This is a genomic window from Streptomyces sp. NPDC048481, assembly GCF_043200075.1.
Classification (GTDB): Bacteria; Actinomycetota; Actinomycetes; order Streptomycetales; family Streptomycetaceae; genus Streptomyces.
On record NZ_JBICXC010000002.1, the window covers coordinates 338,913 to 364,025 of the forward strand.

Consider the following 25,113-nt stretch of genomic DNA (forward strand, 5'->3'; position numbering starts at 1 on the left):
AGCGGGGCCCGCCGATGACCGTGGTCGACCGCCAGGAGTGGGACGTCGTCGTGGTCGGAGCGGGAGGCGCCGGCCTGCGGGCCGCCGTCGAGGCCCGCGAGCGGGGCGCCCGCACGGCCGTCATCTGCAAGTCGCTGTTCGGCAAGGCGCACACGGTGATGGCCGAGGGCGGCATCGCGGCGGCCATGGCCAACGCCAACGAGCACGACAACTGGCAGGTCCACTTCCGCGACACCCTGCGCGGCGGCAAGTTCCTCAACCAGTGGCGGATGGCCGAGCTGCACGCCCAGGAGGCCCCGGACCGGGTCTGGGAGCTGGAGACCTGGGGCGCGCTGTTCGACCGCACCGAGGACGGCCGCATCTCGCAGCGCAACTTCGGCGGCCACGAGTACCCGCGCCTCGCCCACGTCGGCGACCGCACCGGACTGGAGCTGATCCGCACCCTCCAGCAGAAGATCGTCTCGCTCCAGCAGGAGGACTTCCGGGAGACCGGCGACTACGAGTCCCGGCTGAAGGTCTTCCAGGAGTGCACCGTCACCCGGATCCTGAAGGACGGATCCAGGGTGAGCGGCGTCTTCGCCTACGAGCGCGAGACCGGCCGCTTCTTCGTCCTGCGGGCGCCCGCCGTCGTGATCGCCACCGGCGGCATCGGCAAGTCCTTCAAGGTGACGTCCAACTCGTGGGAGTACACCGGCGACGGCCACGCGCTGGCCCTCCTCGCCGGAGCCCCCCTGCTCAACATGGAGTTCGTGCAGTTCCACCCCACGGGCATGGTCTGGCCGCCGTCGGTCAAGGGCATCCTCGTCACCGAGTCCGTCCGCGGCGACGGCGGGGTGCTGCGCAACTCCGAGGGCAAGCGGTTCATGTTCGACTACGTCCCGGACGTCTTCAAGGTGAAGTACGCCGAGTCGGAGGAGGAGGGCGACCGCTGGTACGAGGACCCGGACCACAACCGGCGCCCCCCCGAGCTGCTCCCCCGCGACGAGGTCGCCCGCGCCATCAACTCCGAGGTCAAGGCGGGCCGCGGCTCCCCGCACGGCGGCGTCTTCCTCGACGTCTCCACGCGGATGCCCGCGGAGGTGATCCGTCGCCGGCTGCCGTCGATGTACCACCAGTTCAAGGAGCTGGCGGACGTCGACATCACCGCCGAGGCGATGGAGGTCGGGCCCACCTGCCACTACGTGATGGGCGGTATCGCGGTCGAGTCGGACACGGCCGCCGCACGCGGGGTGCCCGGACTGTTCGCGGCCGGCGAGGTCGCGGGCGGGATGCACGGCTCCAACCGGCTGGGCGGCAACTCGCTGTCCGATCTGCTGGTGTTCGGCCGGCGGGCCGGACTGCACGCGGCCGCGCACGCCGCGGCGACGGCGACCGCCCGGCCGCCGGTGGACGAAGCCCAGGTGGACGCGGCGGCCGCGGAGGCCCTGCGCCCCTTCTCCGCCGAGGCCGACGGCGAGGAACCCGCGCCCGGCCCCCCGGAGAACCCGTACGCGGTCCACCAGGAACTCCAGCAGACCATGAACGACCTGGTCGGCATCATCCGCCGGGAGGGCGAGATGAGGCAGGCCCTGGTCAAGCTGGCGCAGCTGCGCGTGAGGGCCCGGCGGGCCGGCGTCGAGGGCCACCGCCAGTTCAACCCCGGCTGGCACCTCGCCCTCGACCTGCGCAACATGCTGCTGGTCAGCGAGTGCGTGGCGCGGGCGGCCCTGGAGCGCACCGAGTCGCGCGGCGGTCACACCCGCGAGGACCACCCGGCGATGGAACGCGCCTGGCGCAACGTCAACCTGCTGTGCCGGCTCACCGGGCCGGGCGACGGCCCGGCGGCCGCCGGACCCGAGGACGGCCAGATCCGGCTGGTGCGGGAGACCACCGAGCCCATCCGCCCCGACCTGCTCGCCCTCTTCGAGAAGGAGGAGCTGGTCAAGTACCTCACCGAAGAGGAGCTGTACGAATGAGCGGCTACGACGCCCGTTTCCGGGTGTGGCGGGGCGACGCGCGGGGCGGAGACCTGGAGGACTTCACCGTCGAGGTCAACGAGGGCGAGGTCGTCCTCGACATCGTCCACCGGCTCCAGTCCACCCAGGCGCCCGACCTCGCCGTCCGCTGGAACTGCAAAGCGGGCAAGTGCGGTTCCTGCTCGGCCGAGATCAACGGGCGCCCCCGGCTGATGTGCATGACGCGCATGTCGGTCTTCGACCGCGCGGAGACGATCACCGTCACCCCGCTGCGCGCCTTCCCCGTGATCCGCGACCTGGTCACGGACGTGGGCTTCAACTACCACAAGGCGCGGGAGGTCCCGGCGTTCGTGCCGCCCCAGGGGGTCGCGCCGGGCGAGTACCGGATGTTCCAGCAGGACGTGGACCGGTCGCAGGAGTTCCGCAAGTGCATCGAGTGCTTCCTGTGCCAGGACACCTGTCACGTCGTGCGCGACCACGAGGAGAACAAGACGGCCTTCGCGGGCCCCCGCTTCCTCATGCGGGTCGCCGAGCTGGACATGCACCCCCTGGACGCGGCCGAGGAGAGCGGCCTGGACCGCGGACGCGCCGCCCAGGACGAACACGGGCTCGGCTACTGCAACATCACCAAGTGCTGCACCGAGGTGTGCCCCGAGGGCATCAGGATCACGGACAACGCGCTGATCCCGCTGAAGGAGCGGGCGGTCGACCGCAAGTACGACCCGCTGGTGTGGCTGGGCTCGAAGATCAGGAGGCGGTCGCCCGAGGACGCGTGAAGGGCCGGGCGGCCACCTCCTACCGGACCCAACCCGTCCGGTACGCCCTCCAGTCGGTCTCCGTCGCCGTGAAGTCCACGTACGCCGCCACACCGAAGTTCGCGCGGTCGGCGTCGGTGCGGGACAGGCCGAGCCGGACGCCCCGGACGGCGGCGGCGACGGTCTCCGCGTGCGCCCAGTGCCCGAAGCGGTTCTCCTGGTAGAACGGCAGGCCCATCAGCAGGTCGGTGGAGCGCGGGGTGACCTCCAGGGCGAGGGAGGTCTGCTGGGCGACGTAACCGCTGTACGTTCGCTGCAACGGCTGCATGGTGTCGTACGACATGACCGCGATCTGGTCGACGCGTCCGGCGACCTGGCCGAAGAACTTCTGCGACCACCACTTGGGGTGCCCGGTGGTCGTGCCCCAGAAGGAGTGGAACCCCGGCACCGGGTCGATCTGGTGCGCGGCCACCGAGAGCTGGGCGTGGTGCGCGCGGGTCACGGCCCGCAGGGAGTCCAGCAGGGCGAGGTAGTGGGCGTCGTCGGAGTGGAGGGGTTCGAGGTCGAAGTGGGCGCCCTCGAAGCCGGCCGCGAGGATCTCCCGGGCGGACCGCACGACGGCGGCGCGGGTCGCCGGGCGCTCCAGCCGCATGCCGTCCGGGGTCTCCGAGGCGAGCACGTCGCCCAGCCAGGCCTGGACGCGCAGCCTGGGGGCCGCCCGGTGGACGGCGGCGACGAACCACCGCGCACGCGGGTAGGCGGACGCGGGCAGCGTGCCGTCGTGCTCCAGCGGGCCGGCGTGCACATAGAGGTCCCGGATGCCGGTGTCCGCGAGGCGGCGGGCCAGAGCCTCGACATCGGCGTCGGTCTTGCGGCCGTCCACCCAGGCGTGGCCCAGCCAGAGGGCGTCCTTGCCGCGCGTCCGGGCACTCCCGGCCGGATCTCCCATGCCGTTCACACCGAGCACCGCCTCGGCTGTCAGCACCGGCACGAGCACGAGCAGCACCACGGCTAGCGCCCCCCGGCGCACCCAACGCCTCCACCGCCTCCCCTGCTTCACCGGGGATTCCGGGGGCCCCGGGGACTCCGGGGGCTCCTGCTTCTCCGGGGTCTTCAGCTCTCCCGTGCTCTCGGGGTTGTCCGGGTTCCCCCGCTCGGTGCCGGACGCTGCCTCGCCGTCCGGCTCGGTGTCCGCGGTCGTCCGTCCCGGTGGTCGTTCCATCGGGGCCCCCTCCCGTGTCGTTCCGCCCCACGCCCCCCGAGTCGGGTGCATCCCGCTCGCGTGCCCGCATTGACGGCCATACGCTCGCAAATGTGACCTCTTCGCAGCCTCGTCGAGGCCGGCCCCGGCGAACCGGCTCGCACCTGTCCGTACGGGTGGCCCACACCGTGGTGGGCGGGACGGTCGGCATCGTGTGGCTGGTGTTGCCGGGGATGACGTCCGATGCGGGGGTTCCGGTTGCGATCAAGGACCCGGCGCCCGCCGCGAGCACGGCTCCCGCCACCGTCACCGCCGACGGCGGGAGGTCGACCGTCGATCTGGTGCTGCCGCTGGTGGCCGTCGGCGCGGCCGGCGCGGCCGCCGGGTACGGGTACATACGCCGGGTCAGACGCACCCGCGACCGCACGACCCCGGGTGGGACCGGCCACCCCGCGTCGCCGCAGCCCGTCCGGCCGGCACCGTCGTCGCAGTCGTCGCAGACCTCCCAGTCCGCGCCGTCGGCGCCGCGGCCCGCCGCCCTCGACGAGCGGGCCTGCGCCGCACTGGTCGCGGCCGACGACCGGATCCGGGCCGCCCGCGGCGAACTCGGCTTCGCCGCCGAGCTGTTCGCCGCCCAGGACACGGCCCGGTTCCGGCGGACCCTCGACGAGGCCGCCGCCGAACTGGCCGCCGCCTTCCGTATGCGGCAGTGCTACGACGAGGGTGTGCCGGCGCAGGAGGCCGCGCGGGAACACGCGCTCGCCGGGATCATCGGCCGGTGCGAGGAGGTGCAGGGGCTGCTCGACTCGGCGGCCGGGGAGTTCGAGGGGCTGCGCGCGCCGGGGCGGGCGTCGGGTGAGGCCCTGGTGGTCGCCGAAGGGCGGTTCCGGGAGCTGACCGGGCGGGTGGGGACCGCGGAGGCCGTCCTCGCCGGGTTGCGGGCCCGGTACGCGCACATCGCCACCGACGGCGTCGTCGGCAACGTCGAACAGGCCAGGGACCGGCTGCTGTTCGCCACCGACCGGCTGAACCGGGCGCGTCAGGCGGCCGATGCGGGACGGCCTGAGCGGGCGGCTCGTCACCTGGGGGCCGCCGAGGGGGTCATAGCCCAGGCCGCCGTCCTCCTGGAGGGCGTCGACCGGCTGGCCGGCGAGCTGGCGGCGGCCGAGCGGGCGGCGCCGGCCGCCCTCGCGGCGGCCCAGGAGCACCTGTCCCGGGCCCGCGCGGCGGAAGCGGCACGGGAAGGCGCCGGGAACGGCCGGGCCGACGGGAACGCGGACGGCGTCCCGCGCGGGGCCGGGGAAGAGGAGGCCACGAGGGCGGACGCCGGGGCGGGAACGGGAACGGGACGGCGCGTGATCGTCGCGCCGCCGGACGCCTCGCCGGGGGAGCTGCACGCCCGGCTGCTGCACGCCGACGCCGTGCTGGCGTCGATCCGGCGCCGACTGCCGGACCGCCCGGCCCCGGACGGCCCGCCCGCCGTCCGTCCCGACGGCGTCGCGGGCCCTGACCGGGGAACAGATGCGGGCCCGGATCAGGGGGAAGCGCGCGGCCCCGATCCGGTCGCGGCGCGTTCAGGTGCGGTCGGGGAGGACCCGGATCCGGCCGGGGCGGGCTGGGATCCGGTCGGGGAGCTTCGGCGGATCGTGCGGGCGGCCGTGTCCCTCGGACCGGAGCCGGACGAGGCGTTGCGGGCCGCCGCGCTGCTCACCGCCCGGTCCGCCGTCGGCTGCGCGGCCGACTTCGTCGAGACGCACCGCGGGGCGGTGGGCGTGACCGCGCGCACCCGGCTGGCGGAGGCGCGGCGGCTCCTCGCGACCGGGGACGCGGCGGACCGCCCGTCCGCCGACGACCTCGCCGGGGAGGCCCGGGAGCTGGCCGAACTCGACGTCCGCGCGCACGGGAACCCGTATGCGGGGCCGGACCACACGGCGGGCGTCGGCGGGGCCGTCCTCGGCGGCGTCGTACCGGCCGGGAATCCCGACGGCGGGCGGCCGGCGGGCTTCGCCGGACCGGCCCGGCCCGCCGCCGACGGATGAGCGCCCGTCAGAACAGGCTCAGCAGGGCCTCCGCCGGGTCCGCGAGCGTCGTCTCGCCGTCGGGCAGGGGCAGTTCGAACCACACCGTCTTGCCGCGCGGGGTGCGGCGCGAACCCCAGGCCGCCGAGAGGAGCCCCACCAGCTGGAGACCGCGGCCGCCCTCGTCGGTGTCCCGGGCGCGGCGGCGGCGCGGCTGGACGAGGCCCGCGTCCCACACCTCGCACACCAGGGTGCGGTCCAGCAGCAACCGGAGTCTGATCTCCCCCTCGCCGTAACGCAGCGCGTTGGTGACCAGCTCGCTGACCAGCAACTCGGTGGTGTCGACGAGCGCTTCGAGACCCCACGACTGGAGCCGGCCCCGCGCGTACTCCCGCGCCCGGCCCACGCTGCGCGGCTCGCGCGGCAGCGTCCAGTCGCCGACCGAGTCCGCGGGCAGCCCCTGCACCCGTGCCATCAGCAGCGCGATGTCGTCCTCGCCGTGGTGCGAGTCGAGCGTGTTCAGGACGTGGTCGCAGACGTCCTCCAGCGGCCTGGTGGGGTCGGTGAGCGCCCCGACGAACGCGTTGAGGCCCTCGTCGAGGGGGTGGTCGCGGGATTCGACCAGGCCGTCGGTGTAGAGCGCCAGCAGCGCGCCCTCGGGGAGGTCGACCTCCACCTCCTCGAAGGGTTCGCCGCCCACGCCGAGCGGCATGCCCGGCGGCACGTCGAGCATCAGTGCCGGTTCGCCGGGCTCGACGAGGACCGGGGGCAGATGGCCCGCGTTGGCGAAGGTGCAGCGCCGGGTCACCGAGTCGTAGACCGCGTACACGCACGTCGCGAGGTACACCTCGGACAGGTCGGCCTCGCGGGGCCGGCGGGCGGCCCGGGTGGCCTGCTGGACGCCGCCGGGGGTGCCGAGCCCGCGCGCGATCTCGTCCAGCGCGGAGAGCACTTCGGCCGGTTCGAGGTCGAGCAGGGCCAGCGTGCGCACGGCCGTGCGCAGTTCGCCCATCGCGACCGCGGCCCGCAGCCCGCGGCCCATCACGTCGCCCACCACCAGCGCCGTGCGGTGGCCGGGCAGTTCGATGACGTCGAACCAGTCGCCGCCGACCTCGCTGGGCCGGCCCATCGAGACGTTGCCGGGAAGGTAGCGGCAGGCGATGTCCAGGCCCGAGGCCACCGGGTCGCCGGGCGGCAGCAGGGAGCGTTGCAGTATCAGCGCCCGCTCGTGCTCGCGCCGGTAGAGGCGGGCGTTGTCGATGCAGACCGCGGCGCGCGCCGCCAGCTCCACGGCCAGATCGCGGTCGCGGTCGCCGAACGGCTCGCTGCCCTTGGTCCGCGAGAACTGCGCGAGGCCGACGACGGTGTCGTGGGCGACCATCGGGACGGCGAGGCTGGACTGCACGAGGCCGCCCTCCTCGCCGGGGATGGTCTGCGGGCGGGCGGTGCGCAGGGCGTCCGCGCAGGGCGAGTTGAACGGGAAGTGGTGGACCGCGCCGACCGCGACGGGCGCGCCCGCGCCGGGAAAGGGGGCGTCGGACACGGCGGACGAGAAGGCGACCCGGCGTAGTTCGGCGCTGCCGTCGGCGAGTCCGGGCGGGGTCTCGTCGCCGGCCAGGAGCCCTTGGTAGAGGTCGACGGTGGCCAGGTCGCAGAAGCCGGGCACGACCACGTCGAGGAGTTCGCGCGCGGTCGTCTCCAGGTCGAGGGAGTTGCCTATGCGGGCTCCCGCCTCGTTCAGGAGGGCGAGATTGCGCCGTGCGGCGGCGGCCTCGCGGGCGGCGGCCCGGCGGGCGGTGATGTCGGTGCCGAGCCAGGCGATGCCGATGGGCCGGCCGCTGCCGCTGTGCACCCGGTACAGGTTGATCGACCAGTGCCGGCGTTCGTCGGAGCCGGGGACGAACCCGGTGACGTGCATGTCCGTGATGGAGTCGCCGGTCTCCAGGACCCGGCGCAGGGTGGCGCTGACCCGCTCGGCCTCGGGCCGGGGCAGGTAGTCGTGGACGCCCTTGCCGCGGTGCTCGTCGGGAGTGCCGCCGAAGATGGAGGCGAACCGCTGGTTGGCGCGGCGCACCCGCAGGTCGGGGTCGATCAGCAGGAAGCCGAACGGGGATTGGCCGAAAATCGCCTGCGAGGCGGCGAGGTCGGTCTCGATGCTGCGCAGCGTGCGGACGTCGACGACGATGCACACGGCGGCCTTCTCGCCGTCCAGACTGCGCGTCGGCATGACGTACACCTCGGCGAGGCCCTGCTCGCCGCGTCCGCCGCCGGGCGCCGGGTCGGGCATCCGGAAGGGGACCACGCCGGTCCACTCGCGCCCGTCGAGGATCTCTGCCATCTTGCGCTGGCCGCGTTCGCGCAGGTCGGGGTCGACGAACGCGTCGATGGGGTCCATGCCGACGGCGCGCTCGGCGGGGATGCCGAAGATCTGCTCGGCGCGCAGACTCCACTGGTCGACGAGGCCGTCGGGGCCGATCGAGAACGAGGCGACCCTGATGTAGTCGTAGATCGAACCGGGTGGGCTGCTCTGCCACATGGCGTCACCGTGCGACGCCGCTTCGCCCTCCCCGTCGCCGGGGCGGTGCACGGCGTCCGCGGCGTGCGCGCCCGCGGCCTCCGCCCTCGCGCCGCCCGACGGGTCCTCGGACTCCGTGGCCTTCGCTGGTATCTCGCTCACGCGAACCGTCCCCTCCAGCTCACCGCGTCCGGCACCGGTCACCGGCGGCGGCTGCCCGCAGTATCCAGCACTACGGGTCCGCACGACACGGTGTTCACGATCACAGCACGGTCCAGGCGTTTTCCGGCCCGTCCCGCGACAACACTTCCAGTCTTCTAACCAGCGGGCACGTGGTCGAATCACACCTTCGGGCACCGGTCGCGGACCGGCGCCGAACGGGCGACGGCGGGAGGCCCGCCGTCCACCTGGGTCATCCCCGTGTCACGCCCCGTCAACCCGACACCGCCAGCTCGAACCACACGGTCTTGCCGGCGCTCCCCGGCCGGGTGCCCCAGCGGCGCGCGGCGGAGGCGACGAGCTGAAGTCCGCGCCCGCTCTCGTCGTCGGGGCGGGCGACCCGCTCGCGCGGCGGGTCGGGCAGCGGATCGGACACCTCCACGAGGAGCACGTCCCGCAGCCGGGCCTGACGGACCAGACGGACGCCGATGGGGCCGGTCGCGTGCCGGAGCGCGTTGGTCACCAACTCGCTGACCAGCAGGGCCGCGATGTCGCCCAGGCTGTCGAGGTCCCAGCGGTGCAGCTGGTCGCGGACGGCCGCGCGGGCGGTGCGCACCGCACCGGGCTCCGCGGGAAACGACCACTCGGCCCGGTCGTCCTCGGTGTCGATCACGCCGATCACTTCCCAGCCCAGCGAGTGCACCCATGTCCGGTTTCGTGGGGTTAATGGGCACATACCCGATATCTCTGGGCGAGTATCGCTCGGCAGGGCGCACAGTGGCACGAACGGCGTACACCCCGCCCCCGCCCGGCCCGCCGACGCGCCCCGGGCGCGGGATCCGCGCGCGGCCGCGCGACGGACGACCAGCCACCGGCCAACCGCGAGGGGACGGGCTCAGTGGGCGTCGGCGGCGATCACGGCGAGCGTCTCGCGCACCGCGGGAACGTCCTGGTCGAGCCAGTCGACGTCCCAGACCTCCTCCGGGGCGAGCCAGCGCAGCGCGTCGTGGTCCTGGAGCGGTTCGGGGGCGGCCGAGCCGGGCCGCAGCCGGGCCGTCCACACCTGAAGGACGTAGGGCGGTCTCAGGGGCCACTCCCCCGGCACGGGTCCGACGGTCTCGGCCTCGACACCGAGTTCCTCGCGCAGTTCGCGCACGAGAGCCGCCTCGGGGCCCTCCCCCGGCTCGACCTTGCCGCCCGGCAGTTCCCAGCGTCCGGCCAGCTCCGGGGGCGCGCTGCGGCGGGCGGCGAGCAGGCGGCCGCCGTCGAGCAGCGCGGCTCCCACCACCACGGTCCGTTCCGTCATGCGGCGGAGCCTACGGGACGGGAGCTGGTGGGGGGGCGGGGCGGCCGGGGGCAGCGGCGGTCGGGGCGGGGCGGTCGGGGGCGGTGCCGACGCCGGGTTGACGACGGGTCCGGTCCGACGCCCGGTCAGTTCAGGGTGCCGTCACCGTTCTGCGCCTGCGCCTGCGCCTGCATCTGTGTCTGCGCCTGGGCCGGAGGCGGTGTCGGGGGGTGGTGCGGGGTCTGGGCGTGGCGCTGCGGCTGTCCCTGCGTCTGGCCGATCCGCTCGACCCAGTAGAGCTGCTTGTGCCCGCGGCCGTCGAGGCTGTCCGCGGTCTCCTGGGCCTCGGCCCGGGTCGCGTACCTGCCCACGCGGTAGCGGTTGCCGTTGTCGTCCTGCCGTATGACGAGCCAGGGCAGGGAGGTGGTGCCGTCGTTCATCGCGCCCTCCGCCCCCTCACCGTCCCGGCCCGGCCGGATCCCGTCCGCGGCGCGCCGCGCGCCCCGCCTGCCAAGGAAACCGCAATCCGCATATGCCCGAGCGTACGCCTTACCTTTACGCACCGAACACGGCTTTGCACAAAGAGGTACGCAACCAGCCAGGACGCAGGGGGCGCACGGGACCGAACGCGCCGTGCGCGCGCCGCAACGCGTCCGGTCGGCGGGGTTGTGGGCAGATACCGGTCGACCTGCGGGAACCAGGGGAAACGTCCGGATTCCGACGGCGCGCGGCCAGCTCCCGGGCGGGCCGATTCCGGCGGCAACTGCCGGAAGGGTGTGCGCCGCCCGGCCGTATGCGCTACGGCCCCGGGCCGCCCTGGCGCCTCCTCCACTCCACCCGCCCCGCAGGACACGGTCGTCGCCGGCCCTCTCCGCCTCCCGCCGACGGGCGCTGGGGGGCGGGCCGGTGAGCAGTGTTCCGCGGGCGACGGATGGGGGGCAGTGATTCTGCGGGCGGCCTACTTCACCGGCAGGTGGTACGCGACCCGGTAGCGGTCTGCCGGGATCACCACGTCGGCCGTCTCCACCGGGCGGCCCGAGGCGTAGTACGTGCGCTGCACGACCAGCACCACGTGCCCGGGGACGCCGCCGAGGGTGAGGAGTTCCTCGGCCAGCCCGGGGCGGGCACCCACCTCCTCGGTGACGTTGTCGACGATGACGTCGATGGCCCGCATCCGCTCGACGACGCCCATGCCGCCGAGCGGACCCTCCTCGGGGAGCATCACCGGGGTGCGGCCGGTGACCGCGAGGGGCTCCCAGGACGTGGAGAGCATCATCGCCTCGCCGGCCTCCCGGAAGACGTACTTCGTGCGCATCACGCGGTCGCCCGGCTTGATGCCGAGCCGCTCCGCCACGGCCACGCCCGCCTCGACCTGCTCGCTGCTGGACTCCCATGTGCCGCGGGTGTGCGCCTCGGCCTGCTCCTGGCGGAACGGGGTGGCCCCGCTGACCGGGCGGTAGCCGGAGCGGGCGATCCGGCGGGGGACGGGCCGCTCGCGTACATAGGTGCCCGAACCGGAGCGGCCCTCGACCAGGCCCTCGGCCATCAGCACCTTGCGCGCCTCCAGGGCCACCGTGTCGGAGACGCCGTACTCCTCGCGGATTCTCGCCTGGGACGGGAGGCGGGTGTGCGGTGGCAGCGATCCGTCGGCGATCTTCTTGCGGAGATCACCCGCGACACGCAGATACGCCGGCTGCTCACCGAATGTCACTGGCCACTCCCATCAGGTTGTACAGACAGCTACAGCCTGGCAACCGTGGGTTGGGCCGTGCAAGCAAAGGCCAGGGAATCACTCGATGTGATGACATCTGCTCGCGAAACGCTTTACCCAGGCACTTTCTCCCCGCTGTGGACGTGATCACACATCGAGGCCGGTGTCACCGTCGCCCCCGACGGCCCCGCCGTCCCCGCTGTCGGAGTCCTCGTCGTGAGCCGGCGGCGTGGTGGCCAGGCCCAGAGCCTCGCGTGCGGTGACGGTCGTGCGGCCGTCGACGTACGCGTAGGCCGTCTCGTAGTGCTCGTAGAAGGCGTCGGCGTCGGTGGCCTTCGCGGCCGCCGCCCACTCCCGGCCCGACCTGCGCATGTCCTCGGCCAGCGCGGCGACCGGCCCGCCGGCCTTCGCGGGCCAGGCGCGGTCCCCCAGCGCGGCCGCCTGGTCCGCGGTGACGTCCCCGGTGTGCGCGGCCCACTTCCGGCCGGCCGCGAGGTCCACGTCGGCGGAGTCCTCCGGCTCCTGTCCGAGGACGGCGTCGACGACGGCCATCGCCTCGAGGAAGGCCAGCTGGTCGGCGTCCAGGGTCGTCTCGTCCGCGCGCAGCGAGCCGGTCAGGGTGCCCTTGTCGTCCACCGGTCCGAAGACGCAGGTGATCTCCCGGTCGCCGGCGCGCCAGCTCCCGGAGGCGGGCGTGAGGTAGTAGACGTCCACCTCGTCGGTCAGCGCCCAGGGGTCCCTCGTGTAGGCGTCCCGGAGCCGGAAGCACTCGTCGTCCGCGATCCGCCCGACGCGGTCGTCGCCCGGGAAGCGGCTGCCGGACAGCGGAACCGTCGCGAAGACCTCGGCGTCGTGCTCGCCCGAGCACGCCACCTCGTCGACGTCGTACACGTCCTCGCCGAAGCTCCCGCCCGGGATGTCGAAGCAGTCGCCCTTGACGAGCGAGAAGCCGGAGCGCGCGGCCGCGCCGTCCTTGAACCCCTGCCAGAACTCGGACGCGCCGCCCGTGGCCAGCGCGAGGACCCACAGCGCGAGCCCGACGGACGACAGGACCGCTCCCGCCACCGCCATGCCCTTGCCGCGTTCGCCCCGCTTCCGGATCTGCGCCAGCGCGACGATCCCGAGCACCAGACCGACGGCCGGCAGGAAGCACAGGATGCCGAGCACGAGGGCGGCGACGGCCAGACCGTTGACCGCGGCCGGACGCCCGTACGGGCTGTACCCCTGCCCCCAGACCGGGTAGGGCGCACCCCCGTAGGGGGCCTGCGGATACGGGCCCGGTTGCGCCGGATACCCGGAATACCCCGGGTATCCGGGATGCTGATCCGCCGGATGTCCCGGAGCGCCGGCCGGGTGCCCCTGTGGCCCGTACGGGCCCTGGGGGTACGGGCCTTGGGCGTGCGGTGCGTGCGGGCCGTGCGCGTCCGGGTCCTTCGGCGGGGCGAACGGGTCGCGCGGGTACGGGTCCGACGGCCGCGGAGGCCGGTACGGGTCGTCCTGGGGCTGGTGCGGCCCTGGTGGCGGGGGTATGGACACGAGCACCGTGCTCCTGGTTCTGACGGGTTACGCGGTCGGGCGGGCAGCCGGTCGTCGAGTCGCCCGGGCCAGTCTGGCAGGGCGCCGGACCCGGCATGGCACTGACGTGCGACCGCCGCTCACCGTCCGTCCGTGCCGGGCAGTCCGCGGGCGCGCAGCACCCGCCGCTGCACCGGTCCGAAGACGCCCGCCTCCACCAGCACGCCGACGGCCAGCACGGCCACGGCGGCCGCCAGAACCGCGCTGAGCCGACCGCTGCGCCGGCCCGCGTCGATCATCCGGCCGAGGCCGGTAAGAGGGGTCGCCGTCATGAGTTCCGCCGTCATCAGGGCCCGCCAGCCGAACGCCCAGCCCTGCCGGAGTGCGGCCACCACACCGGGGAGGGCGGCCGGGAGCAGGACATGACGCACGGCGGCGGCTCCCGTCGCCCCCATCGCGCGGCCCGCCCGCACCAGGAGGGGCGGCACCTGGTCCAGGGCGGTGAGGACCCCGGTCGTCACCGAGGGAACCGCGCCGAGCAGGACCACCAGGTACACGGCGCCGCGCGAGGGGCCGAGGCACATCACGGCGATGGGCACCAGGACCGCGGCCGGCAGCGACTGGAACGCTCCCAGCACCGGGGCCACGGGCGTGCGCAGGAACCCGAACCGGTGGAGCAGCAGACCGAGGGGCACGCCCACCGCCGCCGACGCCGCGAACCCGGCGAGGCAGCGCCCCAGGCTGTGCAGCAGCCCGGAGCCGAGCGTCCCCGCCGACCAGGCGTCCGACAGGTCCCGCAGCACGGCCGACGGCGCGGGCAGCACCGGCGACAGGCCGAGCAGATGGACCAGTTGCCACAGGCCCGCCACCAGCAGCAGCGCCGAGCAGCCGGGCCAGAGCCGGGCCGCGGCACGCCGGAGCAGCGCCCCGGCGCGGCCTCGGCGGCCGGTCCCCGCGGGCGTTCCGTGCGGGCGGACCGCCCCGGGCCGTACGCGGGGGCCGGGCCGTGACGGCGTGGGGCGTCGGGGACTGTCAACGGCGGGCATGGCGGTCGGCCTCCTCGGCGAGCCGGGCGGTGATCTCGTCGACGAGACGGGCCGCGTCGCAGGTGTCGGCCCCTCGCGCCGGGCCTCGCCGGACGGGCCATTCGGCCACGACGCGACCGGGCCCCGACGACATGAGCACCACCCGGTCCCCCAGTGCCACGGCCTCACCGACGTCGTGCGTCACGAAGAGCACCGTCGCCCCCCGTTCCGCGCAGACGCGGGCGAGTTCGCCGTGCAGCGCCTTCCGGGTCACCGTGTCCAGCGCCGCGAACGGCTCGTCCATCAGCAGCACGTCGGCGCCCTGCGCCAGGGCTCGGGCCAGGGCGACCCGCTGGCGCATGCCGCCGGACAGTTCGTGCACCCGCTGCCCATGGCTGTCCGGGAGTCCCACCAGCGCGAGGAGGCTCCTGGCCCGCGCGCGCCGGGCCGCGCCGGACACTCCGGCGAGACGGAGCGCCAGTTCGACGTTGCTCCCCGCCGTGAGCCAGGGGAACAGGGCGTGCTCCTGGAACATCACCGCCGGGCGTCCGCCCTTGACGTCGATGTGTCCCGCGGTCGCGGTCTCCAGGCCGGCGACCAGCTGGAGCAGGGTCGACTTGCCCGAACCGGAGGCGCCGACCACGCACACGAACTCGCCTTTCTCCAGCCGCAGACGGACGTCGTCCAGCACGACGCGGCGGGCGGCGCCCGTGCCGTACGTCTTCGTGGCGCCGCACACCTCGACGGCCGTGGGGTGTCCGCTCACCTCAGAAGTCCCAGCCCTCGTCCGCGGCGCCGCCCGGTCCGGGAGCCTCGGGTCCGGGGGCCTCGGCGGCGCCGCTGCCCGTGAAGGCGTCGCCCGCCATGCCGGCGGCGAGGGTCGCGCCGTCGGCGGGGTCGATCAGCAGGAACGAGCCGGTGCGCCGGGAGCGGGCGTAGGAGTCGAGTGCGACCGGTTCCGCGGTGCGGATCACGACCCGGCCGATGTCGTTGGCGACGAGCCGTCCCGGGGCCGGGTGCTGGGTGAGGTCGTCGAGGGTCAGGCGCGAGGGGATGTCCTCGACGATCGCCTTGACCGTGCGGGTGGTGTGCTTGAGCAGCACCCGCCGGCCGACGGTCAGAGGGCTGTCCGCGACCTGGCAGACGGTGGCCTCGACGCTGCGGGTGGCGACGGGCGCGTCGCCGGCCGGGACGATGATGTCGCCGCGCGAGACGTCGATGTCGTCCTCCAGGAGGAGGGTGACCGACTGCGGCGCCCAGGCCACGTCCACGGACCGGCCCAGCAGGTCGATCCCGGCGACCTTCGAGGTGCGGCCGGCGGGCAGCACGGCGATCTCCTCCCCCACCCGCAGGACGCCGGCGGCGATCTGGCCGGCGTAGCCCCGGTAGTCGGGGTGCTCGGGCGTCTGCGGCCGGATCACGTACTGCACGGGGAACCGGGTGGGTCCCGCCGTCCCGCCGTCCGCGCACGAGCCGCCCGCGGGCAGACGGGATTCCGGCACCGTCTCCAGGTGCTCCAGGACGGTGGGACCGTCGTACCAGTCCATGGCCGCGGAGGGTTCCACGACGTTGTCGCCGGTGAGCGCGGAGATCGGGATCGCGGTGACGGCGGGCACGCCGAGCTTCGTCGCGTACGCGGTGAACTCCTCGGCGATCGCGGCGAACACCGGCTGCGCGAAGCCGGCCAGGTCCATCTTGTTGACCGCGAGGACCACGTGCGGGACGCGGAGCAGCGCGGCGAGCGCCGCATGCCGGCGGGTCTGTTCGACGACGCCGTTGCGGGCGTCGACCAGGATCAGCGTCAGCTCGGCCGTCGACGCGCCCGTCACCATGTTGCGGGTGTACTGCACGTGCCCCGGCGTGTCCGCCAGGATGAACCGCCGCCTGGGCGTGGCGAAGTAGCGGTAGGCGACGTCGATGGTGATGCCCTGCTCGCGTTCGGCGCGCAGGCCGTCGGTCAGCAGCGCCAGGTCGGGCGCCTCCTGGCCGCGGCCGTGGGAGAACTCCCGCACCGCCTCGAGCTGGTCCACGAGGACCGACTTGGAGTCGTGCAGGAGCCGCCCCACCAGGGTCGACTTTCCGTCGTCCACGGAGCCCGCGGTCGCGAAGCGCAGCAGAGTGGTCGTCGACGACCGGGCGCCGGGCTGCTCGGTGATGCTGGTCATCTCTAGAAGTACCCTTCGCGCTTGCGGTCTTCCATCGCCGCCTCGGACAGCTTGTCGTCGGCGCGGGTGGCGCCCCGCTCGGTGAGCCGGGACGCGGCGATCTCCTCGATGACCGCGTCCGGTGTGGCCGCGCCGGAGTCGACCGCGCCGGTGCAGGACATGTCACCGACCGTGCGGTAGCGGATCAGCCGCCTCTCCACCGGCTCCGACGGCTTCGGACCGCCCCAGGCGCCCGCGGTCAGCCACATCCCGCCGCGGGCGAACACCTCCCGCTCGTGCGCGAAGTAGATCCCGGGCAGCTCGATGCGCTCGCGCCGCACGTACTGCCATACGTCCAGCTCGGTCCAGTTCGACAGCGGGAAGACCCGCACATGCTCACCCGGCGCGTGCCGGCCGTTGTACAGATTCCACAGCTCCGGACGCTGACGGCGCGGATCCCACTGCGAGAACTCGTCCCGCAGCGAGAACACCCGCTCCTTCGCCCGCGCCTTCTCCTCGTCACGCCGCCCGCCGCCGAACACCGCGTCGAAACGGTGGCGCCGGATCGCCTCCGTCAGCGGGACCGTCTGCAACGGATTGCGCGTGCCGTCCGGCCGCTCCCGCAGCTCGCCCCGGTCGATGTACTCCTGCACCGAGGCCACGTGCAGCCGCAGCCCGTGCCGCGCGACCACCTGGTCGCGGTACTCGATCACCTCGGGGAAGTTGTGCCCGGTGTCCACGTGCAGCAGCGAGAACGGCACCGCCGCCGGCGCGAACGCCTTCAGCGCCAGATGCAGCATGACGACCGAGTCCTTGCCGCCGGAGAACAGCACCACCGGCCGCTCGAACTCCCCCGCCACCTCACGGAAGACGTGCACGGACTCGGACTCCAGCGCGTCCAGATGGGACAGCGCGTACGGGCTGTCCGGGCCGTCCGTCCTCTCACGGACCGTCGCGGCGAACGTCGTCACAGCAGACCCCTCTCGGTGAGCAGCGCGTGGACGGCCGCGGCGCACTCCGCCACCGTCCGGCCTTGCGAGTCGATCCGCAGATCCGGCGCCGCCGGCGCCTCGTACGGGTCGTCGACCCCGGTCAGACCACTGATCTCGCCCGCCGCCCGCTTCGCGTACAGGCCCTTCACATCCCGCGCCGAGCACACGTCCACGGGTGTGGCGACGTGCACCTCGACATACGCCGTGCCGTGCTCCCGGTGGCGCCGGCGCACCGCCTCTCGGCTGTCCGCGTACGGTGCGATCACCGGCACCAGCGCCAGCACGCCGTGCGACGCAAGCAGCTCGGCGACGAAGCCGATCCGCTGCACGTTGGTGTGCCGGTCGGCCCGGCCGAACCCCAGGCCGGCCGACAGGGACGCGCGGATCTCGTCACCGTCCAGCACCTCGACGCGCCGGCCCTGCTCGCGCAGCCGCCCGGCCAGTGCCCGCGCGATCGTGGTCTTGCCCGCACTCGGCAGGCCCGTGAGCCACACCGTGGCTCCCGCGTCCGCCCGGCGCGCGTCCCCCGTGCCCGCCATCGCTCAGGCCGCCGGCAGAGCGGTGGCGAGCGAGTTCGCCGCCTGTAGTCCCATGTTGAGACCTGCCGCGGCGGGATCGTCCGACCAGGGCTGGGTCCTGGCGCTGGTGGCGAACCGGCGCAGCGCGGCCGCCGGTGTGCTGCGGGGCGCCAGACGCCCCGCGCGCCACGCCTCCCGCAGGGCGATGCCGGCTCCCTTGCTGTTGCGGTGGGCGATCCGCAGGCCGGGGACGAAGTGGACCCGCCCCCCGGACTCGGCGAGCCGCTCGACGAGACCGTTGTCGCTCGCGGTGACGACGTCGGGGAACCCGCCGGCGGCGCGGAACGCCTGCGTCCACACGGCCGAGTTGCCGCCCGCGAAGAACGTGACCTCGCTGCCGGGGCCGTGCTGTGCGTAGCGGACCTCGTAGCGGTACTGGCGGGCGCGGGCCACCACACTGCTGTCGAACGGGAGCACTCTGCCGGTGATCGCCGCCCGGTCGGGGGTCAGGGCCGTGTCGAGGACGTCGAACCAGTCGGGCAGCGGCCGGGCGTCGTCGTCGAGGAAGGCGATGACGTCGCCGGTCGCCTCCTGGCCGGCGAGGTTGCGGGCGGCCGCCGCGCCACGGCGCCGCTCGTGGCGCAGCAGGCGCACGGGGAAGGGGTGGGCGTCGCCGTCGACGCGCAGGGGGGTGTCGGAGCAGTCGTCGACGAGGATCACCTCGTGCAGAACGCCCGTGTCGCACGCCGCGATCGCGGCCAGCAGCAGGTCGATGTCGGTCGGCCGGTTGCGGGTGGCGACCACCACGGAGACCTGCTTGCCGCCGTCTGGGTGTGTCGTGCTCATTGCCGTACTCCTTGCGGACGTTCGCCGGCGGCCACGTCCGTGGGTCGGGTGGGGTTCGGAGAAGGGGGTGCGGAGGATGCCGGGGGTGCGGCCGGTCAGCGGGGTGCGGTGGCGGACGGCTCGGCGGTGGTGGCGGCGAACGGGTCGAGGACCTCGTCCACCTCGTCGAGCAGCGCGCCGAGCGTGACGGGCCGGCCCCGGCCGGCGGCGGCCGGCTCGGTGGCGATCACGACGCGGGCCGCGGTCTCGCCCGCCAGCCGCACGGCGGTCTCCGGATCCGCCGCGCGCACCACGACGAACCCGCAGCGGTCCTCCGACCAGCGCAGTTCGTGCACGGTGTCCCCGGGTTCCACCTGGACGTCGACCTGGACGACGCCGTCCGCGGCCGCCGCCTCCGCCTCGCCGGTCACCGAGGTGACGGTCCCGGGGTCGGCCACGAGGAAGCGGATGGCGGCCGCGCCGTCCGGCGCCCGCCGCAGCGCCGGCGGGTCGTCGTCCAGGGCGAGCCGGTAGGTGGCCTCCTCCAGGTCGACGCCGTGCACGAGGCGGACGAGGTCGTTGATGCGGTCCCCGCCCCGGCGGCTGTGCGACTCGACGACGCGCGGGCCGGCGGCGGTGAGGATCAGCTCGGTGTGCGCGGGGCCGTCGACGAAGCCCACGGCGTCCAGCAGCGCCCGCACCGTCGCCTCGACGGCGTAGCGGTCGGCGTCGTCCAGCGGCGCGGGCACCACATGGCCGAGCTCGACCACTCCCTGCCCGGTCTCCTTGCCGGTGACGGCGACGACCGTGTGGGATCCGGCGCGGGAGAACGTCTCGACGCTCAGCTCCGCGCCGACCAGCCATTCCTCGGCCATGAAGTCGTCCAGGCCGAAGGCCTCGCGCCACGCCCACGCCTCGTCGACCTCGTCCACGCACGCGATGCGGCGGACGCCCAGGCTGCCGGAGCCCATGGTCGGCTTGAGGACGGCCGCTCCCGAGGCCTTCACGAAGTCGCGCAGTTCGGCGCGGCTGGGCCGGGTCAGCGTCGCCACCGGTCCGATGCCCCGCTCGTTCAGCAGGGCCCGCAGCGCCGGCTTGTCGTGCAGCAGGCGCGTGGTCCGCTCGCTGTTCCCGGGCAGTCCGAGCGTGTCGGTCAGATGTCCGGCCACGGCCTGGGCCGCCTCGGTCTGGGTGAAGACACGGGTGAAGGGGCGCTGTTCGTGCAGGGCGCGCACCAGGGCGGTGACGGTGGGAACGTCCTGGTAGTCGACCAGCAGCAGCTGGGCGCAGTATGGCACCACGTCCGGGTCGAACGCGGACGGCTTCTGGACGTGCACCACCTCGAGACCGAGTGCTGCGGCCTTGCGGACGATGCCGGCCTTTCCGCCGACGACGAGAACGCGGGTTGCGGACAAGGGAGTCACCTCAGGTCGGAGTTCATGGGGTGGTTCATCAGGTGGTTCATCAGGGCGGGGTTCATAGGGCAGATCGGGTCGGTTCAGGTCAGGGCCGGTGCGGGGGCGGGGGCGGTGGCGGCGGGCTCGGCGGCGGCGCGCAGTTCCTCCCACACGGTTCGGGTGTCCGCCGGCAGGACGACGCCGGTGTCGGCGGCCGGGGACCGGGGCTTGAGGCCGGCGAGGTACGGCGTGAGATCGAGCCCGGTGAACCGTGACAGGCGCTCGGTCTCCTCCCCCCGGCACAGGGCGTGGTACTCGACGACCAGACGGCGCTCGGCCGGCACGCCGGGCGCGAAGGCGAGCCAGTGCCTGTTCCACGCCGTCCACTTGGCCAGGGCGGCTTCCTCGGTGAGCGGCACGTACGGCCGGTCGCCCTTCCACCGCAGCATCGAGCGGGCGGCCTCCACCGGGTGGCGGACGAGCATCACGTAACGGGCGTCGGGCAGCACCCTGCCGAACCACGGCAGGTGCAGCAGGTACTCGTTGTACTTGTCGCCCCAGTAAGGCGATTCGCCCTGGGCGGCGCCCAGGATCCGCCGCGCCAGCTCCACCGGATCGTCCCCGGCGGCGCCCTCGGCGACGTCCCGGGCGGCGGCCCGCAGGCTCCGCTCCACCCGGGCGCGCCACTGTTCGACTCCCGCGCCGTCCGGCGGCCGCCGGTCCAGGGCGTGCAGGATCTCGTCGGCGCGCAGGTGGCGGTCCGCCAGGTCCTGGCCGCCCAGCCAGCGGTGCAGCAGGTAGGGCAGCTTGCCGTTGACGGTGAAGTGACCGCCCGCGTCGTGGAAGGCGAGGTTCATCGCGTAGGCGAGGGCCGTCGTGCCGCAGCGCTGGCCCCCGAGCAGGATCACGGGTGAGATGGTCATGCGCCGGCCTCCACCGTGTGCGCGTCCGTGCCGGCGGGAACGGCGTCCCCGCCCGGGCCCCGCGTCATCTCGCGGAGCAGTCGCATGCAGGCCGTGCTGGCCTCGAAGCCGCCGGCGGTGAAGTCCTCGCCCCACGGCTCGTCGCGCTGGGCCTGCGTCAGCACCCGTCCGACGCGCCAGTGCGTCTCCAGGGAGACCCAGTCCCGGTATCCGTCCTCGGCCAGCCGCGCGAGGATCGCGGGCCAGGGCAGATCGCCGTCGCCGAGACGGACGTAGGCGCGCTGCCCGTCCGGGTCCTTCACGTGGACGTGCCGGATGCGTTCGCGCCCCAGCGCGTAGTCCTGCGGGAACGGGGCGGGGTCCCAGCCGCTGAAGACGCTGTTGCCGGGATCCCACAGCACGCCCAGGCGGTCGTCGCCGAGCGCGTCCAGGAACTCCAGCGTGTGGCGCATGGTGGGGCTGTTGGTCCGCATGCCCGTCTCCACCAGCAGCGGGACCCGTCCCGCGGGCACTCCGTCCAGCACCTCGCGGGCCGCCGCGGCCGCCCTGCGCGGGTCCGGGTCGCCCTGCCGGTAGAAGGTGAAGACGCGCACGAACGGCGCGCCGAGCAGTTCGGCCCTGCGCACGGAGTCCACCACGAGGTCGCGGGCGGCGTCCGTCTCCGCCGCCGTGCGGGGCAGTTCGCACTTCAGGGCCGGCGGGTCGAAACCGGCCACCCGCAGCCCGTGCCGGGTCACGGCGTCCCGTACGGCGAGGAGGGCGGCGTCGTCCATGCGATGCGGCGGCACGCCGCCGCTGGAGCGGATCTCCAGGCCGTCGAAGCCGAGGCGGGCCGACACCGCGGCCGCCTCCTCGATGTCCTGGGACAACTCGTCGTTGATGATGGCGAGTCTCACGACGGGGCCTCCTCGCTGAGGGCCGGGGACGGGGGCGGACCGGGGACGTACCACTCGCGCAGCAGCGCGGTGTCCTCGGCGAGGGACGGCGCCTTCGACTCGACGGTGACCGCGCGCAGCGCGCCGGCCGCGTCGAGGACCCGCCGGGTCAGCTCGGGCCGGGCGCAGGCCAGCGGCCGGTGGCGCGAGGTGCCGGGCGCGTCCCAGTCGAAGCCCTTGACCTGGGCGTACGAGATCCACGGGGCGAGCCGGGCCGCCGCCGCGACGGGATCGCCGTCGATTCTGGCGAGCCCCATCGTGTCGAGCAGGACCGAGGTGCCGGCCCGGCGGCACAGCTCCTCCAGTTCGGGGACGGGGGCGTATCCGTGATGGGTCTCCACGAGGACGAGGGAGCTGTCGCCGACCCTCGCCACCAGCGCCTCGACCTGGGCGAGCGTCAGGCCGAGCCGCTCGGGCGCGGTGCATCCGGCGGCCGCGAAGACCTTCACCGGCAGGCCCTTCTCGAGTCGGCGCCGGCCGCCGATCCCGCCGGGCGGGTGGGCGGCGTCGCCGAGCACCGTGGCGACGCCGACGAAGCACACCTCGGCTCCGGCGGCCCGCAGTCCGTCGAGCCCTCCGGCCTCCCAGGCGTGGCCCTTGCCCTCCCGCACGTCGACGGCCGTGCCGCCCAGCGAGAGGACGAGGCCGGCCAGGGCGGCGGCGTCCAGGTGCGGCGCCGAACCGGAGGAGACGCCGATCAGGGGGTTCACGCCATCACCGCCGTGGCGCCGGCGACCGACGAGAGGATCCCGGTCACTCCCCGGGCGCCGTCGAGGTGGCAGCGCGCCGGGGGCCGTCCCGTGGCCATGGCCTCGGCCATCTCGCGGTAGACGTCGGTGCGCAGCTCCGCGGTCGGCACCGTGGGCCAGGTCCGCTCCGCGCCCCCGATCTGGGTCATCACCGTGCCGTCGGTGATGTTGAGGCCGCCGTCGGGGCCGAGGACCTGGAGCCGCTCGGAACGGACCATCGACTCGGCGGTCACGGTGAACGCGAGGGTGGCCCCGGACACGAACGTGACCACTCCCGTGACGCGGGTGTCGATCCCCGCGGCGACCTCCCGGGCCGGCGTCAGGCGCACCGACTCCGGCTGCCCGAGCAGCTGACAGGCCAGGTCGAGGTAGTGGACGCCCAGATGGGCGGAGATGCCGCCCAGTGCCGCGGCGGGGTCGCTGCGCCACCCGGCACGCCGGTAGTGGGCCGGAGGGCGGAACCGGGACACTTCGAGGACCGCGGTGACGGAGGGCGCCGACCAGGTGGCGGCGAGGGCCGCGTCCGGCAGCCGCATCCGGTGCTGGAGCATGACTCCGACCGGCAGGCCGGTCCGGCGGGCCACGGCCGCCACGGCGTCGATCTCCGCCACGGACACGGCGGGCGGCTTCTCCAGCAGGACGGCCTTGCCCGCCTCCAGCGCCTGGACCGCCAGCCCGGCCCGCCCTCCGGGCGGAACGCACAGGGCCACCAGCCCGACGTCGGGGTCGTCGAGCAGTTCCCGCCACGAACCGGCCCGGCGATGGTCGCCGGTGTCGACCGTGGAGGCCTCTTCCAGGACGGACACGATGCCCGCGCCCGGCAGGCGCTCCAGGGCGGCGGCGTGCTGCCGCCCGGCGACTCCGAATCCGACGATGCCCACACCGAGACGCGTGCTCACGCGGCACCTCCCGCCGGGGCGGCCGCGGCCGTCTCGGGAGCGTCCCAGCCGAGGCGTTCGACGACCGACGCCGGCACGGGCACGCCGTGTTCGGCCGCCAGCGCCTCCGCCAGCCGCTCCTGCTGCTCCGGCAGGTGGACCGCGGGCGGCCCCTGCGGATAGCCGGCGGCCACCGCGCCCGACAGGACGTCGAGCAGCTCGTCCACCGGCGGGTCGCCGAACGCGCCCGGCGACAGCGCGAGGAACAACTGGGAGCAGTCCATCGGCCGGTCGGGCTCGGCCCGTTGCTTGTGGACGAGGGGGCTCACCGTGCCGCCGGCGAGGACGCCGGCCAGCACCTCGGTGATGACGGCGACCCCGAGGCCCTTGTGACCGCCGAAGACCGGGACGGCGCCGCCGCGGTCGAGTTCCTCCGGATCGGTGGTGGGACGGCCCTCGCGGTCCACCAGCCAGGTCGCGGGCACGCGTTCACCGCGGTGCGCGGCATGCCTGATCTTTCCGCTGGCGACGGTGCCGGTGGCGAAGTCCACGACCAGCGGGGCCCGGCCGTCGCGGGGAACCACCATGCACACCGCGTCGTTCCCGAGGGTGGGACGCCCCGCGCCGGGGGCGGCGACACTCGGGCCCGACACGTTGAGGACGAGACCGACCACGCCGTGGCGGACGAAGTGGTCGCGGTACGCGGCCAGCATGCCGACGTGGTTGTTGCCCCGGACGGCGACGGCGGCGATCCCGTCGCGGGCCGCACGCTCCGCGCACCGGCGGGCCGCGAGATCGGCGGCGACCTGTCCGAACCCGCCTCGGGCGTCGACGAGCACGACGGAGCCGTCCTCCCGGGTCCACTCCGGTTCGGCGGCGGGATCGATGCCGCCTTGCCGCAGCCGGTCGAGGTACATCGGCAGCAGGCCCACACCGTGCGAGAAGTGGCCCCGGACATCGGCGTCGACGAGGACACGGGCGACCAGGGCGGCGCGCTCGGCACCGACACCGGCGGCGGTGAGCGATCCGGTCGCCGCCGTCAGCAGCGCGTCGGGCGTGAAACGCACCTCCGCCTCCGCCGCCGGGCGGGGCTCGGGCCGGGGAGCGCGGTTGAGGTGCACGGTCCGGTCGGCCGACGCCGCGGCCCGGGCGTCGGTGGTGACCAGGAGGACCGCGCTGCCCCGCCGGGCCGCCGAGCGCGCCGGGTCGGCACGGGAGTCGTCGGGATGCGGGCCGCCGACGGCGTCGACCACCACGACGGGCGCCGTGGCCGGCGCGGCCGGGGAGGCCTCCCGTGCGCTCACCACGGTCACGCCGGCGGGCAGGACCGGGGTGATGCGGCGGGGCCTGGGGGCCCCGCCGGCGGTGACGGCGCCGTACTGGGCCCGGCGGCGCCCGGCGAGCACCTCGATCAGCGCGACCGCGGGCCCGGTGTCGTCCGCGAGCACCGCGACGATCTCGCCGGCGGCCACGGTGACGGTCAGCCCCGCGATCAGGATGCGCTCGGCTCCCTCGGGGCCTTCGGCCACGATCAGGTCCGCCACGCGGAAGGCGGGCGGCCTGCCCGCTGCTTCGGTCATTGCTGGCTCCTCGAAATGCCGTGGTACGGGGTC

22 protein-coding genes are annotated in these 25,113 nt (G+C 74.5%); 3 read left to right on the plus strand and 19 right to left on the minus strand.

The features are described 5' to 3' along the window. Window positions 1–14: 14 nt before the first annotated feature. Both ACGFSH_RS07800 and ACGFSH_RS07805 read left to right on the plus strand, forming a co-directional pair. On the plus strand, window positions 15–1,955 hold the full coding sequence (locus ACGFSH_RS07800; RefSeq protein WP_393346004.1) for a fumarate reductase/succinate dehydrogenase flavoprotein subunit: 1,941 nt from the start codon (window positions 15–17) through the stop codon (window positions 1,953–1,955). Beyond that, window positions 1,952–2,731, plus strand: a complete 780-nt coding sequence (locus ACGFSH_RS07805) for a succinate dehydrogenase/fumarate reductase iron-sulfur subunit (RefSeq protein ID WP_393346006.1) — start codon at window positions 1,952–1,954, stop codon at window positions 2,729–2,731. The genes ACGFSH_RS07800 and ACGFSH_RS07805 overlap by 4 nt, the downstream gene beginning before the upstream one ends. Before the next feature lie 19 nt (window positions 2,732–2,750). On the opposite strand, the gene ACGFSH_RS07810 is transcribed toward ACGFSH_RS07805, so the two are convergent. Further along, on the minus strand, window positions 2,751–3,932 hold the full coding sequence (locus tag ACGFSH_RS07810) for a hypothetical protein (RefSeq protein WP_393346008.1): 1,182 nt from the start codon (window positions 3,930–3,932) through the stop codon (window positions 2,751–2,753). Window positions 3,933–4,024: 92 nt separating this feature from the next. On the opposite strand from ACGFSH_RS07810, the gene ACGFSH_RS07815 reads away from it, so the two are divergent. After that, entirely contained in the window at window positions 4,025–5,950 is a 1,926-nt protein-coding gene (locus tag ACGFSH_RS07815) for a hypothetical protein (protein ID WP_393346010.1), read from the plus strand. A gap of 7 nt (window positions 5,951–5,957) precedes the next feature. Here ACGFSH_RS07815 and ACGFSH_RS07820 read toward each other — a convergent pair whose 3' ends face one another. The 18 genes from ACGFSH_RS07820 to ACGFSH_RS07905 all read right to left on the minus strand — a co-directional run bounded on the left by ACGFSH_RS07820 (window position 5,958) and on the right by ACGFSH_RS07905 (window position 25,080). After that, window positions 5,958–8,606 carry a SpoIIE family protein phosphatase gene (locus tag ACGFSH_RS07820; protein ID WP_393346012.1) on the minus strand — a complete coding sequence of 883 codons (2,649 nt, stop codon included), beginning with the start codon at window positions 8,604–8,606 and terminating at the stop codon, window positions 5,958–5,960. Window positions 8,607–8,877: 271 nt separating this feature from the next. Then, a complete protein-coding gene (locus ACGFSH_RS07825; RefSeq protein WP_393346014.1) occupies window positions 8,878–9,306 on the minus strand; it encodes an ATP-binding protein in 429 nt (142 codons plus the stop codon). A 192-nt stretch (window positions 9,307–9,498) separates the two neighbouring features. Further along, the gene (locus tag ACGFSH_RS07830) at window positions 9,499–9,909 is read right to left on the minus strand and encodes a (deoxy)nucleoside triphosphate pyrophosphohydrolase (protein ID WP_393346016.1); all 411 of its coding nucleotides are present in this window, start codon (window positions 9,907–9,909) and stop codon (window positions 9,499–9,501) included. Window positions 9,910–10,034: 125 nt separating this feature from the next. Beyond that, window positions 10,035–10,328, minus strand: coding sequence for a hypothetical protein (locus ACGFSH_RS07835; protein WP_393347004.1), 294 nt, complete (start codon window positions 10,326–10,328; stop codon window positions 10,035–10,037). A gap of 518 nt (window positions 10,329–10,846) precedes the next feature. Beyond that, window positions 10,847–11,599, minus strand: a complete 753-nt coding sequence (locus tag ACGFSH_RS07840) for a GntR family transcriptional regulator (protein ID WP_393346018.1) — start codon at window positions 11,597–11,599, stop codon at window positions 10,847–10,849. A 147-nt stretch (window positions 11,600–11,746) separates the two neighbouring features. Beyond that, window positions 11,747–13,135: a DUF4190 domain-containing protein gene (locus tag ACGFSH_RS07845; protein ID WP_393346020.1), complete on the minus strand. Its 1,389-nt coding sequence runs from the start codon at window positions 13,133–13,135 to the stop codon at window positions 11,747–11,749. 119 nt (window positions 13,136–13,254) lie between these two features. Continuing rightward, window positions 13,255–14,160, minus strand: a complete 906-nt coding sequence (locus tag ACGFSH_RS07850; RefSeq protein WP_393346022.1) for an ABC transporter permease — start codon at window positions 14,158–14,160, stop codon at window positions 13,255–13,257. Beyond that, window positions 14,147–14,905 carry an ABC transporter ATP-binding protein gene (locus ACGFSH_RS07855; protein ID WP_393346024.1) on the minus strand — a complete coding sequence of 253 codons (759 nt, stop codon included), beginning with the start codon at window positions 14,903–14,905 and terminating at the stop codon, window positions 14,147–14,149. Before ACGFSH_RS07855 ends, ACGFSH_RS07850 begins: the two co-directional genes overlap by 14 nt. Window position 14,906: 1 nt before the next feature. Then, window positions 14,907–16,304: a sulfate adenylyltransferase subunit 1 gene (locus ACGFSH_RS07860; protein ID WP_393346026.1), complete on the minus strand. Its 1,398-nt coding sequence runs from the start codon at window positions 16,302–16,304 to the stop codon at window positions 14,907–14,909. A 2-nt stretch (window positions 16,305–16,306) separates the two neighbouring features. After that, window positions 16,307–17,254 carry a sulfate adenylyltransferase subunit CysD gene (gene cysD, locus ACGFSH_RS07865; RefSeq protein ID WP_393346028.1) on the minus strand — a complete coding sequence of 316 codons (948 nt, stop codon included), beginning with the start codon at window positions 17,252–17,254 and terminating at the stop codon, window positions 16,307–16,309. Beyond that, window positions 17,251–17,814, minus strand: a complete 564-nt coding sequence (gene cysC, locus ACGFSH_RS07870) for an adenylyl-sulfate kinase (RefSeq protein WP_393346030.1) — start codon at window positions 17,812–17,814, stop codon at window positions 17,251–17,253. The genes cysD and cysC overlap by 4 nt, the downstream gene beginning before the upstream one ends. A gap of 3 nt (window positions 17,815–17,817) precedes the next feature. Beyond that, on the minus strand, window positions 17,818–18,639 hold the full coding sequence (locus tag ACGFSH_RS07875) for a glycosyltransferase (protein WP_393346032.1): 822 nt from the start codon (window positions 18,637–18,639) through the stop codon (window positions 17,818–17,820). 95 nt (window positions 18,640–18,734) lie between these two features. Then, window positions 18,735–20,033, minus strand: coding sequence for an ATP-grasp domain-containing protein (locus ACGFSH_RS07880; RefSeq protein ID WP_393346034.1), 1,299 nt, complete (start codon window positions 20,031–20,033; stop codon window positions 18,735–18,737). A gap of 83 nt (window positions 20,034–20,116) precedes the next feature. After that, window positions 20,117–20,938 carry a sulfotransferase family protein gene (locus ACGFSH_RS07885; protein ID WP_393346036.1) on the minus strand — a complete coding sequence of 274 codons (822 nt, stop codon included), beginning with the start codon at window positions 20,936–20,938 and terminating at the stop codon, window positions 20,117–20,119. Further along, the gene (locus ACGFSH_RS07890) at window positions 20,935–21,834 is read right to left on the minus strand and encodes a sugar phosphate isomerase/epimerase family protein (protein WP_393346038.1); all 900 of its coding nucleotides are present in this window, start codon (window positions 21,832–21,834) and stop codon (window positions 20,935–20,937) included. The genes ACGFSH_RS07885 and ACGFSH_RS07890 overlap by 4 nt, the downstream gene beginning before the upstream one ends. After that, window positions 21,831–22,583, minus strand: coding sequence for a hypothetical protein (locus ACGFSH_RS07895; protein WP_393346040.1), 753 nt, complete (start codon window positions 22,581–22,583; stop codon window positions 21,831–21,833). The genes ACGFSH_RS07890 and ACGFSH_RS07895 overlap by 4 nt, the downstream gene beginning before the upstream one ends. Beyond that, entirely contained in the window at window positions 22,580–23,521 is a 942-nt protein-coding gene (locus tag ACGFSH_RS07900) for a Gfo/Idh/MocA family protein (protein WP_393346042.1), read from the minus strand. Before ACGFSH_RS07900 ends, ACGFSH_RS07895 begins: the two co-directional genes overlap by 4 nt. After that, window positions 23,518–25,080 (minus strand): Ldh family oxidoreductase, encoded by a 1,563-nt coding sequence (locus ACGFSH_RS07905; protein ID WP_393346044.1) that lies wholly within the window; start codon window positions 25,078–25,080, stop codon window positions 23,518–23,520. Before ACGFSH_RS07905 ends, ACGFSH_RS07900 begins: the two co-directional genes overlap by 4 nt. Window positions 25,081–25,113 lie beyond the last annotated feature (33 nt).

What these genes read in the sequence shown, in the direction of transcription:
- ACGFSH_RS07830 (WP_393346016.1), bottom strand. Translation starts at nt 9,909, where the DNA reads ATGACGGAACGGACCGTGGTGGTGGGAGCCGCGCTGCTCGACGGCGGC.
- cysC (WP_393346030.1), bottom strand. Translation starts at nt 17,814, where the DNA reads ATGGCGGGCACGGGGGACGCGCGCCGGGCGGACGCGGGAGCCACGGTG.
- ACGFSH_RS07850 (WP_393346022.1), bottom strand. Translation starts at nt 14,160, where the DNA reads ATGCCCGCCGTTGACAGTCCCCGACGCCCCACGCCGTCACGGCCCGGC.
- ACGFSH_RS07860 (WP_393346026.1), bottom strand. Translation starts at nt 16,304, where the DNA reads ATGACCAGCATCACCGAGCAGCCCGGCGCCCGGTCGTCGACGACCACT.
- ACGFSH_RS07875 (WP_393346032.1), bottom strand. Translation starts at nt 18,639, where the DNA reads ATGAGCACGACACACCCAGACGGCGGCAAGCAGGTCTCCGTGGTGGTC.
- ACGFSH_RS07805 (WP_393346006.1), top strand. Translation starts at nt 1,952, where the DNA reads ATGAGCGGCTACGACGCCCGTTTCCGGGTGTGGCGGGGCGACGCGCGG.
- ACGFSH_RS07835 (WP_393347004.1), bottom strand. Translation starts at nt 10,328, where the DNA reads ATGAACGACGGCACCACCTCCCTGCCCTGGCTCGTCATACGGCAGGAC.
- ACGFSH_RS07800 (WP_393346004.1), top strand. Translation starts at nt 15, where the DNA reads ATGACCGTGGTCGACCGCCAGGAGTGGGACGTCGTCGTGGTCGGAGCG.
- ACGFSH_RS07905 (WP_393346044.1), bottom strand. Translation starts at nt 25,080, where the DNA reads ATGACCGAAGCAGCGGGCAGGCCGCCCGCCTTCCGCGTGGCGGACCTG.
- ACGFSH_RS07885 (WP_393346036.1), bottom strand. Translation starts at nt 20,938, where the DNA reads ATGACCATCTCACCCGTGATCCTGCTCGGGGGCCAGCGCTGCGGCACG.
- ACGFSH_RS07810 (WP_393346008.1), bottom strand. Translation starts at nt 3,932, where the DNA reads ATGGAACGACCACCGGGACGGACGACCGCGGACACCGAGCCGGACGGC.